At 69.0% G+C, this 15,080-nt stretch carries 18 protein-coding genes and 1 pseudogene; 11 read left to right on the top strand and 8 right to left on the bottom strand.

Annotated elements, in window-relative coordinates; translation table 11 throughout:
* Positions 1–163 precede the first annotated feature (163 nt).
* The 4 genes from ABZU69_RS35930 to ABZU69_RS35915 form a co-directional block, all read right to left on the bottom strand.
* The gene (locus ABZU69_RS35930; RefSeq protein WP_354968698.1) at positions 164–814 is read right to left on the bottom strand and encodes a GNAT family N-acetyltransferase; all 651 of its coding nucleotides are present in this window, start codon (positions 812–814) and stop codon (positions 164–166) included.
* 235 nt (positions 815–1,049) lie between these two features.
* Positions 1,050–1,202, bottom strand: coding sequence for a transposase family protein (locus tag ABZU69_RS35925; RefSeq protein ID WP_354968700.1), 153 nt, complete (start codon positions 1,200–1,202; stop codon positions 1,050–1,052).
* A gap of 190 nt (positions 1,203–1,392) precedes the next feature.
* Positions 1,393–2,058, bottom strand: a complete 666-nt coding sequence (locus ABZU69_RS35920) for a response regulator transcription factor (protein WP_354968697.1) — start codon at positions 2,056–2,058, stop codon at positions 1,393–1,395.
* Positions 2,055–2,903 carry a histidine kinase gene (locus ABZU69_RS35915; protein WP_354968696.1) on the bottom strand — a complete coding sequence of 283 codons (849 nt, stop codon included), beginning with the start codon at positions 2,901–2,903 and terminating at the stop codon, positions 2,055–2,057. The genes ABZU69_RS35920 and ABZU69_RS35915 overlap by 4 nt, the downstream gene beginning before the upstream one ends.
* 112 nt (positions 2,904–3,015) lie before the next feature.
* Between ABZU69_RS35915 and ABZU69_RS35910 the strand changes: the two genes are divergently transcribed.
* The 6 genes from ABZU69_RS35910 (at position 3,016) to ABZU69_RS35885 (ending at position 7,136) form a co-directional block, all read left to right on the top strand.
* Positions 3,016–3,729 (top strand): ATP-binding cassette domain-containing protein, encoded by a 714-nt coding sequence (locus tag ABZU69_RS35910; RefSeq protein ID WP_354968695.1) that lies wholly within the window; start codon positions 3,016–3,018, stop codon positions 3,727–3,729.
* Entirely contained in the window at positions 3,726–4,475 is a 750-nt protein-coding gene (locus tag ABZU69_RS35905; protein ID WP_354968694.1) for a hypothetical protein, read from the top strand. Before ABZU69_RS35910 ends, ABZU69_RS35905 begins: the two co-directional genes overlap by 4 nt.
* Positions 4,472–5,113, top strand: a complete 642-nt coding sequence (locus ABZU69_RS35900) for a hypothetical protein (RefSeq protein WP_354968693.1) — start codon at positions 4,472–4,474, stop codon at positions 5,111–5,113. The genes ABZU69_RS35905 and ABZU69_RS35900 overlap by 4 nt, the downstream gene beginning before the upstream one ends.
* Before the next feature lie 476 nt (positions 5,114–5,589).
* Positions 5,590–5,853, top strand: coding sequence for a hypothetical protein (locus ABZU69_RS35895; protein ID WP_089016096.1), 264 nt, complete (start codon positions 5,590–5,592; stop codon positions 5,851–5,853).
* A gap of 434 nt (positions 5,854–6,287) precedes the next feature.
* Positions 6,288–6,893, top strand: a complete 606-nt coding sequence (locus tag ABZU69_RS35890; protein ID WP_354968692.1) for a YdeI/OmpD-associated family protein — start codon at positions 6,288–6,290, stop codon at positions 6,891–6,893.
* A gap of 27 nt (positions 6,894–6,920) precedes the next feature.
* Positions 6,921–7,136 (top strand): hypothetical protein, encoded by a 216-nt coding sequence (locus ABZU69_RS35885; RefSeq protein WP_354968691.1) that lies wholly within the window; start codon positions 6,921–6,923, stop codon positions 7,134–7,136.
* Positions 7,137–7,527: 391 nt separating this feature from the next.
* Here the strand turns inward: ABZU69_RS35885 and ABZU69_RS35880 are convergent, their stop codons facing one another.
* The 3 genes from ABZU69_RS35880 to ABZU69_RS35870 form a co-directional block, all read right to left on the bottom strand.
* The gene (locus ABZU69_RS35880) at positions 7,528–8,322 is read right to left on the bottom strand and encodes an NAD(P)H-binding protein (protein ID WP_354968690.1); all 795 of its coding nucleotides are present in this window, start codon (positions 8,320–8,322) and stop codon (positions 7,528–7,530) included.
* 400 nt (positions 8,323–8,722) lie between these two features.
* Positions 8,723–9,268 carry a hypothetical protein gene (locus ABZU69_RS35875; RefSeq protein WP_354968689.1) on the bottom strand — a complete coding sequence of 182 codons (546 nt, stop codon included), beginning with the start codon at positions 9,266–9,268 and terminating at the stop codon, positions 8,723–8,725.
* A 263-nt stretch (positions 9,269–9,531) separates the two neighbouring features.
* Positions 9,532–9,963 carry a DUF6223 family protein gene (locus tag ABZU69_RS35870; RefSeq protein ID WP_354968688.1) on the bottom strand — a complete coding sequence of 144 codons (432 nt, stop codon included), beginning with the start codon at positions 9,961–9,963 and terminating at the stop codon, positions 9,532–9,534.
* Between the two features lie 218 nt (positions 9,964–10,181).
* On the opposite strand from ABZU69_RS35870, the gene ABZU69_RS35865 reads away from it, so the two are divergent.
* The 5 genes and pseudogenes from ABZU69_RS35865 (at position 10,182) to ABZU69_RS35845 (ending at position 13,781) form a co-directional block, all read left to right on the top strand.
* Positions 10,182–10,805: a hypothetical protein gene (locus ABZU69_RS35865; protein ID WP_354968701.1), complete on the top strand. Its 624-nt coding sequence runs from the start codon at positions 10,182–10,184 to the stop codon at positions 10,803–10,805.
* Positions 10,705–11,298 carry a histidine kinase gene (locus tag ABZU69_RS35860; protein WP_354968699.1) on the top strand — a complete coding sequence of 198 codons (594 nt, stop codon included), beginning with the start codon at positions 10,705–10,707 and terminating at the stop codon, positions 11,296–11,298. The genes ABZU69_RS35865 and ABZU69_RS35860 overlap by 101 nt, the downstream gene beginning before the upstream one ends.
* A pseudogene (locus tag ABZU69_RS35855) lies at positions 11,295–11,405 on the top strand (DNA-binding response regulator); the annotation flags it as partial. The gene ABZU69_RS35860 and the pseudogene ABZU69_RS35855, both read left to right, overlap by 4 nt.
* A gap of 273 nt (positions 11,406–11,678) precedes the next feature.
* Entirely contained in the window at positions 11,679–12,455 is a 777-nt protein-coding gene (locus ABZU69_RS35850; RefSeq protein WP_354968687.1) for a DUF4184 family protein, read from the top strand.
* Positions 12,456–12,791: 336 nt separating this feature from the next.
* Complete coding sequence (locus ABZU69_RS35845) at positions 12,792–13,781, top strand: hypothetical protein (protein WP_354968686.1); 990 nt, start codon at positions 12,792–12,794, stop codon at positions 13,779–13,781.
* A gap of 131 nt (positions 13,782–13,912) precedes the next feature.
* Here ABZU69_RS35845 and ABZU69_RS35840 read toward each other — a convergent pair whose 3' ends face one another.
* Positions 13,913–14,734 carry a DUF4184 family protein gene (locus tag ABZU69_RS35840; protein WP_354968685.1) on the bottom strand — a complete coding sequence of 274 codons (822 nt, stop codon included), beginning with the start codon at positions 14,732–14,734 and terminating at the stop codon, positions 13,913–13,915.
* Positions 14,735–15,080 lie beyond the last annotated feature (346 nt).

The raw sequence follows: 15,080 nt of genomic DNA, 5'->3' as shown, positions 1-15,080 counted from the left end.
CTCAAGACCCGCTCAATCTACGACGAACACAAGGCCTGGGCTCACCACAGCACAGCAGCCGCTTGACATTTTGAATCCTGGGATGTCTGCCGCGAACCGCGCGGCACGCAGCGTGACGGCTGGAGCTGCCGCTCGCCATCCGGAACTGCCGATTACCGAGCGTTCAAGGCACCGCTGGCGCTTCGATGATCGATTCGTCCATATCGCGGTGTTGCCGCCCGTTGGCGATGCGGTCGCGGTGGGCGGGCCACTGGTCGGCGAGCATGGCGAAGTCGAGTTCGGTGCTGCATTCGCCTTTGAAAAGCTCGTTGTGGACCAGGCGGGCCTCCTGTCGCATCCCGAGCCGGCGCGCCACCTTCGCTGAGGGACCGTTGCGCTCATCGAGGCGGGCGACGATGCGGTGCAGGCCCAGCTCGTCGAAGCCGAGTCGAAGTAGCGCGTGTGCCGCTTCGGTGGCGTAGCCATGGCCGGCGAAGCCGGGGTTCAGGATGTATCCGATTTCCCCGCCGCGGTGCTCCCGGCTGTGCCAGAACAGGACCACGTCGCCGACGAGTCCGCCGGTTCGGGCGAGCTCGATGCCGAGCGTCAAGGCCTGGCCCTCGTCGGTGAGTGCGATAGTGGCCCACTGCGCCGCGAGTCGTTCGCCGATCAGCTGACGGTCCATCGGCTCGAAGGGCACGTAGCGGCAGACATCGGGCCGGCTTCGGTAGGCCAGCAGGGCGTCGACGTCGATGACGGTCAACGGACGTAGCAACAGACGCTCGGTCCGGATCGGATAGGCGGGACGCAACTCGGGCTGTCGGTTGGGTGACACGCCGAGCATCGTGCCACCCGACGGTGTCCCGCACCTCCGTTTTCTAGGTGCGCGCGAACTCCGCGCCGGTGACCGTGCTCATCTGCCGCCGACCGGGCGCTACGTTCTGTCACCTTGCCCGGCGGGCTGCGCCGCCCGCTCGTGCCGATGTGAGTGCACCAGCTGACGGAGCAGGCGGGCGACCCGCGACCGCCGCTGCGGACCCAACGCCAAGTCCCAGTGGACGGGATGAGAATTACCGTCGCCGAACCTCACCGAATTCTCGCCGTGCAGCTCCACGACCATGCCCCGGCCACCAAATGGGAAGATCAGCCAGGCGCCGCTGGTGAAAGGCGTGCACGCGCCGGGTCGGCTGGCCGCACTGCGGACACGCCCCCGCCGCTGCCAGCGTACGAGCGCGAACCCGCAGGACCTCTTGTGATGGATCACCCCATCGATCACAGCTGCGGAGGCAATATCTTCATCGGGTCAGAGCGACACCGGCATTAGACTGCCGCATCGCCAACAAACAACGCGGACCGGGCATCACTGCTTTTGTGTCAGAGCCAGATGATCGACGCAGATCGCCGCGTTCGGGTTCAGCGGCGTGGCCGGACCAGCCCCGCGTCGAACGCCGCGATCACGAGCTGTGCCCGATCTCGCACGGCCAGCTTCGCCATCAGGTGCGTGATGTGCGTCTTCACCGTCTTCACCGAGATCGCCAGGGCAGTTGCGATCTCGTCGTTCGACAAGCCGCCGCCGATCAGTGTCAGCACCTCGACCTCACGGCCGGTCAGCCGCCGCAGTGCCGGCGTCGGCCGATCCGGTCGGGGCGCCGTGACGTAGTGCGCGACGAGCCGGGTGAGGATCGACGGCGCGAACAGCGATTCACCACGGTGGGTGCGGCGGATCGCCTCGATCAGCTCGTCGGGGCGGGCGTCCTTGAGCAGGAAACCGGACGCGCCCGCGTGCAGCGCCTCGTAGACGTACTCGTCGAGCTCGAACATGCTCAGGACCAGGACGCGGGCAGTGGACAGCGCTGGGTCGGTGCAGATGCGACGGGTGGCCTCGAGGCCGTCGAGGTGCGGCATCCGGACGTCCATCAGGATGACGTCGGGGCGGGTGGTGCGGGCGCACGCCACGGCGTGCGCGCCGTCGCCGGCCTCGCCGACGACGGCCAAGTCCGGCTCGTTGTTGATAATCACGGCGAGGCTGTGTCGGAGCAGCGCCTGGTCGTCCACCAGAAGCACGCGGATGCCGCTCACGCCGCCTCGTCCCGGATCCGCGCGGTGAGGCGGAAGCCCGCGTCGACGTGCTCCGCCGACAGCGTGCCGCCGAGACTGCCGACCCGCTCCCGTAACCCGGCCAGCCCGTGTCCGGCGCCCGGCGATGCCCGCCATCCGTCGACTGACGGGCCGGTGTCCGCCACCGTGACCACCACGTATGTTTCGTCCCGATACACCCGCACCCGCACGTCCGTCGGTCCCGCGTACCGCGCCGCGTTGCTGAGCGCCTCCCGCACGGTCTTGCAGACGGCGACTTGTACACCCTGCGATACCGGGCCGAGCGGCTCGACCGTCAGCCGTGTCCGAAGCCCTGCGAGCGACGCCCCGTGCACGATGCCGGGCAAGTCGTCGAGGTTGTCCACCGGCGCACGGCGGCTGGCGGCCGACGGCTCACGCAGGACCGTGAGCATGCGGCGTAGCTCGGCTGTCGCGTGCCGGCTCGCGTCCTCGATATCGGTGAGCGCCACCTCCACCTCGGCAGGCTTGGGTAGATGCCGGGTGGCCGCGGCGCGGACCGTGATCAGACCCAAGCCATGCGAGACGATGTCGTGCAGGTCGCGGGCAATCCGCAACCGCTCGGCGAGCACCGCCTCGGATGCGGCCCAGGCGGTCAGCCGCGATTCGTAGGCGGTTCGGTCGGCGCGTGACCGCCGCACCGCCCATACCGCAGCCGCGACAGCGCCGCCGACTATCAGCGGCGGCAGTACGACCGCGAACGGGCCCTGCGCGCCGACCGTGCACATGGCCATCACCAGCACGCTGATCACCACGGCAACCACCGGCACGGCCCTGGACCGCCCGGAGGGGCGCGGATGGGCGTTCACCACCCCGACTGTAGTTCTCAGACCAAGGTCTGACGGTCCGTGGACCGACTCGGCCGTCAGGATCCGAGAACGGTCCGATGTGTGAGGGCCGGAACACCGGTTGACTCGGCTTATGATCACGATCGATCGCGTCAGCAAGACCAAGAGCAGGACGCAGATCCTGTACGACGTCACCTTCGAGGCCCGACCCGGCCGGGTCACCGGCTTCCTCGGGCCGAACGGAGCCGGCAAGACGTCGACGCTACGTATCCTGCTCGGCCTGGACCGCCCGCAGAGCGGGACCGCGCTGATCTGCGGGCGCCCGTATCGGAAACTGGACCGTCCGCTCACGACGGTCGGCGCGCTACTCGACGGCAGCGGCGCGCACCGAGCCCGCACGGCCCGCGCCCACCTGCGCTGGGTAGCCGCCAGCAACGGCCTGCCGGACTCCCGCGCCGACGAGGTCCTCGAGGTCGTGGGCCTGACCGGCGACGCGCGGAAGCGCGCCGGCCGCTTCTCCCTCGGCATGAGCCGCCGGCTCGGGCTCGCCACCGCGCTGCTCGGCGACCCTGAGGTGCTGGTCCTGGACGAACCGGTCAACGGCCTCGACCCGGCCGGGATTCGCTGGATGCGCGAGTTCCTCCGAGACAGCGCCGCGCAGGGCCGCACGGTCCTACTCTCCAGCCACCTGATGAGCGAATTGGCCGAGATCGCCGACGACGTCATCGTGATCGACAAGGGCCGGATCGTGATCCAAGGCAGACTCGCCGACGTCACCGGCGGTCATCGCACGCTCGAGGACGCCTTCTTCGCGCTGACCGCTACCGAGGCGGGTGGCCCGTGGTGAGCCTGGTCAGCGCCGAACTCCGTAAGCTGCTCGGCCTGCCCACCGCCTGGGTCGGCCTGGTGTTGGGCACGCTGATAGCACCCGTGGTCGTCCTGCTGAACGCGCCGTACACCCGCCGCGCGATCGCCGCCGGTACCCTCACCGACACGTCCGACCTGGGCCTACGCGACCTGGGTATCGGCCTGATCGGTCCGATGGTCCTCGGCGTGATCGTGGTGAGCAGCGAATACACGTCCACCGGTCAGGACGCCCCCGGCGCCCGCCAGCTCACCGCGACGCTCGCCGCAGTTCCCGACCGGCTGCGTCTGCTGGTGGCGAAGACCACCGCGCTCGTGCTGGTCGTCGCGGCACAGGCAGCGGTGACCGCAGCCGCCACACTCACCCTCACCCAGGTGCTGCACGGCGAACACGCGCCGGCACCCGCCCCGGCCCGAGTGGCCGCCGCGATCCTCTACTGGACGCTGACCGCACTACTGGCGTGCGCGATCGCGCTGATCACTCGCAACGGCATCGTGCCGCTGACGCTGCTGATCATCAACAGCTCCGTCGTCTCAGTGTCGTACTTGCTGACGAAGGTCACCGACCTCGCCTCCTACCTGCCGGACATCGTCGGAGCGCAGATGTTCATCCGCAGCGCGGACTTCCCCGTCGAGATCGCCCCGGTGACCGCCGGCCTGGTGATGACGGCCTGGGTCGTCGCGTTACTCGCGGTCGGCGCCGTCCTGTTTCAGCGGCGAGACGTATGAACACCGCCCGCGCTGAGCTGCGCAAACTGCTGACCCTGCCGTCGCTGCGCCTGACCGCACTGCTGACCTGGACCGCCAACCTGCTGCTGACGTACGCGTACGCATCCGCCGAGTCCCGCGGTGAGCCGCTCGGCGACGACGCCGCCCTGGCCCCGCTCGGCTACACCCAGGCCGGCTTCCTGGTGCTCGGCGTGCTGGCGGCCGCGTCCGAGTACCAGGAGGGCGGCCAGATCCGCACCACACTGCTCGCGATGCCCCGGCGCCTGCCACTGCAGGCGGCGAAAGCCCTCGCGCTGGCTGCTCTGACGCTCCCGGTGGCCGCCGCGACGGCGGCCACCAGCACCCTGCCGGCCTATGGGGCCACCTGGACGCCCGCCGCGACCGCGTACCTGACGCTCACCACGCTGCTGGGGGCGGCAGTCGCCGGCGTCGTCCGCCGCGCAGTGCCCGCCGTGGTTCTGCTGCTCGGTCTGTACTTCATCGCGGGCCCGCTGCTTCGGGCCCGGACCGGCACCAGCGCCGCCTACCTGCCAGACACCGCCGCCCTCGACCCGTCCCGCGGCGCCGCCGCCACGATCACTTGGACACTCTCCGCCCTAACGCTCGCCGCTCTCACTTTCCACCGCCGCGATGCTTAACACTCCAGTCGGGTCAGCGAATCCGCGGTTTCCGGGCCGGCTCACCGGAGTCGGCGGAAGGCGTCGCAGCCGTTACGAACGGTAGTCGACCGATTGCAGTCGGCCCGAGGAATCAACGTACAGGCCGAGAAGCGCGCAGAGCCATGGGCATTTCTACTCAAAGCGGGCGCGACTGGTTCACTCACATGCCGCCGATCGGCGCGCCGACAACCTGCGAGGCGGCTGGGCCTGGTGCGGGCACGTGCGGACGCGGTGGCGAGACGTCGACCGAGCCGGCGGGCTGTCGACCGCCGAAGCTGCAGGTTCGGCGACCGGGGTCTAGCTCGGGCCACGGCCGACGCACGGTCAGCCCAAGGGGTGAGAGCAGATCAAGGTCGCTCCCCGTGGCCGTTCGCGTTACGGCGCAGTTGTCGTGGCGCGAACGAGCGCAGTCCGGGATAGCCTTGGTGTATATGGCTACCTATCGCAGCGCCTCAGTGCTTCTATCGTCGGACGGCACCAGGACCCCCGGCACCGCCGCGCTCTTCGCCGAGCCCGCCCGCAAGGGTGGGACCCCGCCGTGGGCAGGCGACTTCCGACCCGCCAACAGCGCCGGCAATGGCCCCAAGAACGCGGTCGGGAAGACCTTTACGTTGGAGCTGCCCGACGGCAGCACCGGCAAGGTCGTGGTCCAGAGCCTCAAGAGCGGGAAGGGAGGCGTCGTGCTGGCGTTGATGGGCGAGGACGCACCCCCCTTCTGATCAGGAAACTGATCGCCGCCGACGCCACCAGCTCGAGACGACCGGTATGCGGCCCTGCCGATCTCAATGCGTTCGGATAGCTGCCGGGCGCTTTACCTCACCCGTCGCTGGGCGTCGACGAAGGTCAGGTTTACCGATCTGCCGCAGACCGAGCGGTTGAGGTGCGCGGCTGGATCGCCGGGCGTCGCCAGCTCCTACGGCGTCCGGCCGCCACCGTGGATGGCGCTGGCGATTGTCAGAGACCCGTGGTCGTGGACGACGCTCGCCGTACGTGCACGAGGAGTCTGACATGCCGGCCCGACGTCGAGATCGTCCTGAGCATCGAGGTCCTGCCCCCGACGGTCCGCCGAGCGACCGGCGCGCCGGCAGCCCGGCGAGTCGGGCTGGCCCACAGGCAGAGGCTGCGGCCACGGTGCAGCGGTTAGCCTGCCGTCATGGCGAGCGCAGAGCTGGATGAGTTGATCGTCGCGGACGCCGACGCGCTGCGCGCGTGGATGTCGGCCAACCACGCCACGTCGCCCGGTGTCTGGCTCGCCCTGACCAAGAAGGGCGGCACAGTCACGACCCTGACCTGGCAGCAGGCGGTCGACGAGGCCCTGTGTTTCGGCTGGATCGACGGGCAGGCCCGTAAACGGGACCAGGAAACCTCCTGGATCCGGTTCACCCCTCGCAGGCCCCGCAGCTCCTGGTCACAACGCAACGTCGCCCACGTAACCCGGCTGGAAGCGCAGGGACGAATGCTGCCCCCAGGCCGCGTCGCGGTAGAAGCCGCGAAGGCGGACGGGCGGTGGGCGGCCGCCTACGCCCCACCGTCGGAAGCCGAGGTACCGGCCGACCTACTCGCCGCCATCGCTGCCGACCCTGCCGCCCAGGCCATGTTCGACGTACTCACCAAAACCAACCGGTTCGCTCTCATCCACCGCGTCAATGCCGTCAAGCGGGCGCAGACCCGCGAGCGGAAGATCGGCGAGTTCGTTGCCATGCTGGCCCGTCACGAGACGATTTACCCGCAGAAGGCCAAGCCTCCGAACTCGCCGTAATCGGCGGGCCACGGGTTCACGTCCGCGATGACCTGGGCCGAACTGCTCGCCGCGGCGGCGCTGCCGGACGAGCGGCTGACCTGGGCGCAGCGGCTCATCCTGATGCTGCCGATGCTCGGTCCGCAGGAACTGTCCGAGGACGCCGAGGAGGTTATGCACAGGGCGCTGGACGGGATTGGTGCGACAAACCGGTTGGCCGTGGCAGCAGCCCTGCTCGACGCCCTGGACTGGCGTACTCACTAGTGGGAGCCCGGCTCGTCGGATCACGTGTTGGGCCGGCTTCGATCCCGGCGAGAGAGCATGTCTGCCGAGCAGCGGCCGTCGCCGCTGAGGAATGTCTTGGTCTAGTGGTGGGGGAACAACGCCGCGTCGCAAATTTCGTGTAGGAGTTGGCGGGCGGTCGCGATGTCGCTGGCGAGGATGCGGTCTGCCGCGCCGAGCAGAGCTGCGGCGGTCGCCGAGTCCATGGGCGGTTTGTCGTAGACCAGGCTTTCGAGGACCTGCCGCCCAGCTGACCGGTCGGAAGCGATCTGGTGGCGTACGCGTCGGACATGTTCATCGACCAGGTCGACGTCGGCTTGGTCGGTGAGGTCCCGCCCGGCTGGCCTGGACGCCTGCAGCAGGTCCCACGCTTTTAGCGGTAGGGATGGCCGAGGAGGCCGTCAGCGTCACTACGCGCGTGTAGGTAATCGGCGAACGTGACCGTGCCGCGGTCACCATCGGTGAGCAGGTGGCCACCCAAGCCGAACCCCGCGCCCAGCCTTCCCCCCAAGGGGATCCTGATGACTGGGCGGCGGCGCTGTGCATCGGCGAGATAGGCGCGCATCAGGTCCGCCATCGACTCGACCTTCGGCCCGCCGAGCTCGCGAACGCGGCCTGCCGCAGGCCCCATGACGAGTTCGGCCATTCGCTCGGCGACATCGCCCACGTCGACTGGCTGGAACAGTGACTTCCGCGGCACCACGGCGGCCGGACCTTTGGAGAGTCGCATCAAGAACATCAGCATCAGATCATGGAACTCGGTGGCCCGCAGGATCGTCCATGGCAGGCCGGAGGCTTCGACGAGCCGCTCGGTGTCTAGCTTGGCCTGGAAGAACCCGAACCGAACCCGCTCCACTCCGACGATCGAGACATACACCAGGTGCGGCCGCGCTCCACCTGTCGCGTCGAGGAGCTGCCGGAGCTGGGTCACGTCCCGCTGCGGTCGCCGGTAGTCGGCCGCACTCGCGCAGTGGGCGATGGCATCCACATCCTCGACCGCTGCGGCCAGGCCCGCGCCGGTCTCGAGATCACCCTGGATGAATCCAGGTCCCTGAGATGGGCGACGGCTCAACACCCGCACCTCGGTTCGATCCTGTAGCCGACGTACCAGCTCGCGACCCAGCACGCCGGTACCACCAGTGACGAGCACCCTTTCTGGACGTGTCATATCCCCCTCCTCACCCTGGAACGGCCCGGGCCAGTTTCTCAAGGAAGCTCAGTGTGCGTGAAAGTCGATCGGCCGCCGGTACATCTGAACAGGAGCGCAGCGCCGACACCCGGTGCCGTAGGGCAAGCCCGGATCACGCACTCGACGGGCGTAGGCGCTGAAACTTACGCTGACGAGGTTGACCAGCCACCGCGACTCCGTCATGGCCGGTAAGCCGTCACGGCCAGCTAGCTCCTCACCAACTGGCCGCACATGAGGATGTTCCACTGGCCGCTAACACGGCCGGGTGAAGGCGGTGATGCGGTGGCCGCGGCGAAATCCTAGGTTGAGGATGTGGCGACCGGTGCGGCCCGTCGAGCCGAACACAGTGATGTTCATTGGCGTCTCCACCCAGTTGGCGTCAGGTATGGGGTTCGGCCGCGGTGGAGCGATGCGTGAGGCCGCGTTCGCCTTGTTCACCGCCCTTGGACAGGCCGCGGTCCAACACGAACACCAACGCGTACGCCTCGGCGAAGGCGCATACCGCCCACATCGCCCAGGCCAGGACGCTGAGGCTCAGGGGCTGGTGCAGCACGTTGAATGAGCCCATGAACTCGGCAAACACGGTGCCCAGCCACACGATGAGGCCGAGCCGCCATGCCCTGCTGTGCAGGCCCGTCGTCCATGCGGGAGCGATGGACCGGTAGACGAAGGCGTAGCCGATCCCGAACGCGAGCATCCCGCCGAGGATGATCAGCGGATTCTCCAGAATCCGTGGAAGTGGCTCCAGTTCCTTCCACACGGTGATGACCTTGGGATGCTGGGTGTCGGGGTCGAACAACAACCCTTCCGCGCCTAGGCGTGAACCGCCGAGCAGGCGGAATGTGACGAACGTGCCCAGCAGGAACGCGATGCCTCCGGCGAGGCCGGCAGCGAGTGTTCGCCAGATCGAGATGGTGTGTCGCATCGTTCTCCTTCCTGAGTTGGGGTGCCGTGAAGGAAGCAGCTACCAAGTGCCACGCAGCGCTGCGTGACTGAATGCCTGCTGAATGCGCGCTCGCCGGTAAGTCTGCGGCTGAGGGCAGTTATCCGAGCATGAGGCTGGGACGGACGCGTACGGCGCGCTGGAACTTGGCGCGGCGGTCGTCAGGCAGAACCGAACGGCGCTCGTATTCCCTGCGGTCAGCCGGTCAGCCGGTCAGCCGGTCAGCCGGTCAGCCGGTCAGCCGGTCAGCCGGTGCGGTGGGAGCGGGCCAGAGCCAGCCAGCCGAGGACCACGCCGACCAGCCCCAGCACCAGGGCCAAGGCACCCCCGGCTACTCCGTTGCCGGTGCCGAGACCACCGTCGGCGACCGCCAGATTCACCGCTCCGTTGACCGCGCCGGTCAGCCCCGTCACCAGGGCCACGATGGCCCCCTTCCTCCCGCCGTTGCCGATACGACGGACGGAGCGCAGCGCCAGCCCGCCGATGACCACGCCGACCAGCGCCACCAGTGCGGCAACGCTGGCCCAGATTCGCTCGGGGGTCCCGATGAAAGTATCGACACCCTGGCCCGCGCATTCTGCCTTCGTCGCACAGACTTGCGCGGCCGCTGGTGTGGCAAACACGAAGACGCCGAGCAGGGCGGCGGCGGCTGCGGTAAGCAGGCGACGGACGGTCATGAGGTTCTCCTCATCTTCCTACGACTGGACGTCGCCTGATCCTGTCCGGCGGACCCACCACCTGTCGTCCTGCTGACGCGGGCACTTCACGCTGCCGCAAGCGGCGCATCCGGCTGCCGCGGATGCCGCAGAAGCCGGGAAGGTACCGCGTGTGCGGTACCCGGCCGTTCATCCGCGCGCAGGAGTCGCCAGGGCAGACACCCAGTTAGGGTGCGCGCATGAGCAGGGGACGGATCGGTGTCAGAGACTGGGCGATCGCCGCCGGCGTGGCGGCGATCCTGCTGGTCACCGGGCTGTCCGGGCAGCACTCCGCCACCAACCTCGACCTGCTCGGCTACGCGCTGCTGACGGCCGGCGGCCTGGCGCTGGCCGCGCGCCGCCGCGCGCCGGTTCCCGTCCTGGCCGTCACCGGGCTGTGCGCGGTGGGTTACCAGGCGGCCGCTTTCGACGTGCCTGCCGTCGCGTACCTGTTCGCGGTGTACGCCGCCGAGCGGGCGGGACACCGCACTATCACGGTGGCGACGAGCGTGATCATGCTGGCTGCTCTTCCCCTCGCGGCCATGGCCTCGGGCCTGCACGACACGGGCGAGGCGTTCGCGCGGGCCCGAGGTGTCCTCGAGCTGGCCTGGCTGATCGCCGCCGGTGCGGCGGGTGAAGCGCTGCGACAGGCCGAGCGCCGGGCGGGACGAGGCCGAGCGCACCCGCGAGGAGACCGCGCGGCGCCGCGCCAACGAGGAGCGGCTGCACATCGCGCGGGAGCTGCACGATTCGCTTACCCACCAGATCTCCGTCATCAAGGTGCAGGCCGAAGTCGCTGTCCACCTGGCCCGCAAGCGGGGTGAACAGGTGCCGGAGGCCCTGCTGGCGATCCGGGAGGCCGGTCGTGAGGCGGCCCGGGAACTGCGAGCGACCCTGGAGGCGCTGCGCGACGACGACAAGAACCCGCCGCATGGGCTCGACCACGTCCCGGAACTGGTGCAACGGGTCCGTGCGACCGGCCTGGACACGACGCTGACGATCGAGGGACACCGCAACAACGTGCCGGCAGCGGTGGACCGCACCGCCTACCGGATCGTTCAGGAGGCGCTGACCAACATCGCCCGTCACGCCGCCGCCGCTACGGCGTCGGTCCGGATCGACTACCGTCCCGACGCCCTCGCGATCCGCGTCGATGACGACGGCAAGGCCACGCCGGACACCGCGCCGGTGCCCGGCGTCGGGCTTCTCGGGATGCGCGAACGAGTCACCGCCCTCGGAGGCCAACTACTCGCGGGGCCGCGCCGCGAGGGCGGCTTCACCGTCCAAGCCGACCTTCCCGTGGATCAAATGTCATGATCCGTGTCCTGCTGGTCGACGACCAGCCGCTCCTTCGCAGCGGATTCCGCGCACTCCTTGACGTCGAGGACGACATTGAGGTGGTGGCCGAGGCCGCCAACGGCAGCGAGGGCTAGCGCTGGCCAGGGACCACCTGCCCGAGTCCTACGCCCCGACGGCGGACTTTGAATCCTGGGAGCTCTTCGTTCTCTATCCGACGCAGCCGGCGTGGATGAGAGGTGACCACAATGTCACCTGCGTCGCAATGGACCCCGCCGGTAAGAGCAGCGGCTCCCTGCGCGGCTGACCCCCGCGGCGACAGCCGCACCGTGGTGCCCGGCCTGTACACCGCCAGCCGGCGGTGACAGCGCACCAGGATCCATCCAAGCGAGGGAGGCGAGGTGCCGTTCACCGGTAGTCACGTCGCGGCCGTGCTGCCGCTGGCGCGGTCAGCCTGGCTGGCGCCGTCGGCCCTCGTGCTCGGGAGCATGGTTCCCGACCTGCCCTACTACCTGCCGCTGCCGGTGCAGGCGACGCTGACCCACTCGCTCGCCGGCGTCCTCGGCGTCGACGTGGTGCTGGGTCTGGCGGCAGTGGCCCTGCGGCATGGGCTGCTGGCCCGCTTCCTGATCGCCATCTCGCCGATCCGGCTACGCGATCGCCTACCCCCGCCCGCGCGTCACCGTCATCGGCCGGCTGTCCGCGTGGCGATACTGGTCGTCTCGCTGGTGCTCGGCGCGGCGACCCACGTGCTGTGGGACTCGTTCACACACGACGGGATGTGGGGTACCGCGCACATCGGCTGGCTGGCCGAGTCGCACCTCGGCATGCCCGGCTATCGCTGGGCGCAGCGGGTGAGCGACGTCGTCGGCGCTTGCGTCGTCGTGGTCTGGCTGGTCCGATGGTGGCGTACGCAGTCGCCCGCGACGGCGACCGCGCAGTGGCCGTCGGCCGAGCGGGTGCTCGTGGTGCTGGCCTGGACGGCCATCGGCCTCGCCGCCGCAGCCGGCGCCGCGCTGGCCGCCACGGAAGAGGTGGCACCGCAGCGAATGGTGTTCCTGGCCGTCACCCGTGCCGGCGGTGCCGCTATGACGACCGCGATCGTCCTCGCGGCCTGCTACACCGTCCTGGCCCGGCACGACCACCGATCCCGCGCTGGCCGCAGCCGCTCAAGCTAGCCCAGGTTCGAAGCTGTCAAACTCTTACGCCTCGCCCTGATGCCATCCTGATTACCGCAAAAGCGACCACGGCATCCAGGTCTACCGGCAGCGTGACCCGGTAGAGACGGGTCGGTAGCTGCATGTGCTGGCGGTCGTCGTCGCGTAAGGCACTAGACAACGCGGGGCCCGAGGCCGTATGCCGCCGGTCTCGCGACAGTCGAAGGCGCCACGAAGACAATGAAACCGGCTTGGGTCCGTGGGTGAGAAGTAGGTACAGCGGCAGCCGCATGGTGAACCACAACGCTAACAGCTCCGGAGGGCCGCCCCATAGCATCGGCGGCCATGGGTAGCAGAGTGAATTACGTCGTGATTCGCAATGGGCGCCACCAGCTGTATGCGCAGGGCGGCGGGGCTGGTTACAGCCTCGACTATCACTTCGCGATCGGTCCCGCGGCCGCGCTGCGGTGGCTCGACCAGCTCGACGACTGTCGGACGGACGAGTGGTTCGATGACCTGTCCTGCGAAGGCGGCGTGCTGATTGACGTAGATCACCGCACGCTGCTGATGTTCAGTCTGCTCGGTCATGTCGCCCTCGGCGGCCGGTACGACTATCGGGCCGCGCTACTCGAAGCGTACGGGCGTACCTGGGCTGGCTGGAAGATACGTTGGGCCTACGACGGAATCGGCGATCTCGTGGCATACCTCGGCCAGGACCGCCAGGCGGTGCGGCAGCGGATGCCTGCGCGGCCGGCCCTGTACGAGGACGGCGAAGGCTGGTCCGATGGGCCGATCGAATTTCTGGTCAGCGTGCTCGACGACGCTGGTCGCCGCGCCTATGGACTGACCGAGGGAGCGCAGCGTCCCTGGCTGGGCGGCCCGCAGCTGATGGCCGAACTCGACGGCCGCCACCTCGTTTCCTCGTGCCGGACCATTCCGACCGCGGGACTTCACCTCGACCTTTCGGCGCGCCGTGCCGGTCTCTGGAGCATCATCCCCTTGAAGGGAGTGACCGAGACGTGGCCGGCTCGCTGGCCCGGCTGGGGCCTGGAGTTGTGGGCCGCCGATTACGGGCAGCAGGTCAGCAGCGGCAGCGGGGCCGTCAGACTTCCCGCTGTCGACCTCGCCTGGGCCTTGGCCGCGCTCGCGAAACGGTTGGACAACTACTGGCCGGTTGAAGAGCACCTGCGGGCTAACGACGTCGACGTCGACCGGGTGCGCGAGTTAAACCTGGGGGGCATCGCAACCCACCTTGCGGCTCGCGTGACACCTGAAGAGCTCGCCACAGCCGCAGCTACGATCGCCGGCTCACACACCGACCTTCGCTCCACCTCCGGGGAGGTCTGAGGCGGACACGAAATCGGCCGGTGCGACCGATGCTGCAAGCCCGCCAGGCCCGGTAGGTTGGCTGCCGCAGCGGTTGAATCTCCACCCTCCTTGCGGCGCAGCAGCGTACCGCTGCGGCGATCGGGCAGCGTTCATCGTGGCGGCGGCGAGGCGCTCGGCGACGAGGGCGGCACTTCCGATTTGCTGCCAGGTTCTTGCGTCCGGGTCTCAGCGGGGGCGGTCTTGGCGTTCACTGCTTGAACCGCCACAGCGGCGACGAGCAGCGCCCCAGCCGTGACGCACAGTAGCCGTACGACAGTCGCCCATGGCAGTTCCGCGGCTGGCAGCAGCGGGGTCAGGGCGTACCCGATGGTTGCGACGGCGCCGGCGACGGACCAGAACATCATCGAGCGGGTGCGGGTTGGCTGTGGGGTGCCGTGCCAGTCGCGAAGCAGCCGGCGGCGGCCGATCACGACGGCGACGCCGAGCGTGACCAGCGCCCCGAAGAGAGTGCTGGGGATGTCGGACACCGTCCACCAGGCGATCTCGCTGACCGAGTCCCAGTCGGTGCCGAATACGATGCGCTGCCACGCCACGGTGTGGGTGAGGTAGTCCCAGCCGATGTGACTGGCCGCGCCGAGCAGCGCACATCCTGCGGTGATCTGCCATCGATAGCGCACTGTGGCGAGCACGCCGTAGTCGCGCAGCGCGAACGGACCCAGGTGGGGTAGGTGGGCGGCGAGGGTCGCGACGGTGGCGCGGACAAGCCACGCGCCGAGCAGCGCCACCGGCAGACACCACCACACCAGCGCGGTGAGAGTGTGGCTCTGCCACTCCGGTCCGACCCCGAGGAACGCGTACTTGACGTCGGGTGCGACCGCACCGGTCGTCAGCGCGACACCGTCGAACCAGCGGGGTCGCCAGAGTTTGAGCGGGAGTACCACACCCGGGTGCGACGGAAAGGTCAGCGGCATCGGCGCATCTTCCCACCCAGTACTTCAGCCCGGGGGAGGGAGTGACCGGTTTCCGATGTAATCCATGCGGCGTGGTCGTTGGCGGTGCTGCGGATAATGAGGCCTTCGCGAAGGTGATGGCGAAGGGTCCAGGGCGGGCGTGCAGCGCGCCGCCCACTTCGCTCGGCCGCGGCCGTTGCGGTGGCTACTGTGCATGGTTGTGCAGGATCTGCTTTTCAGATCAACGACTCTTGCGTCTTGAGACGGTTGCTTAGTACTCCAGCCGGGGATCGTGATCATGGCTCGATGAGGGCTTGTCGGGTGTAGTGGCTGGCCTTGGCGCGGGCTTGGTGGCGGCGTCGGCGGA

Origin of the sequence: Micromonospora sp. NPDC005206 (assembly GCF_040608175.1) — a bacterium.
Lineage (GTDB): Bacteria > Actinomycetota > Actinomycetes > Mycobacteriales > Micromonosporaceae > Micromonospora.
Note: the sequence above shows the minus strand (reverse complement) of the source record. Positions and strands in the feature narration are given on the sequence as shown.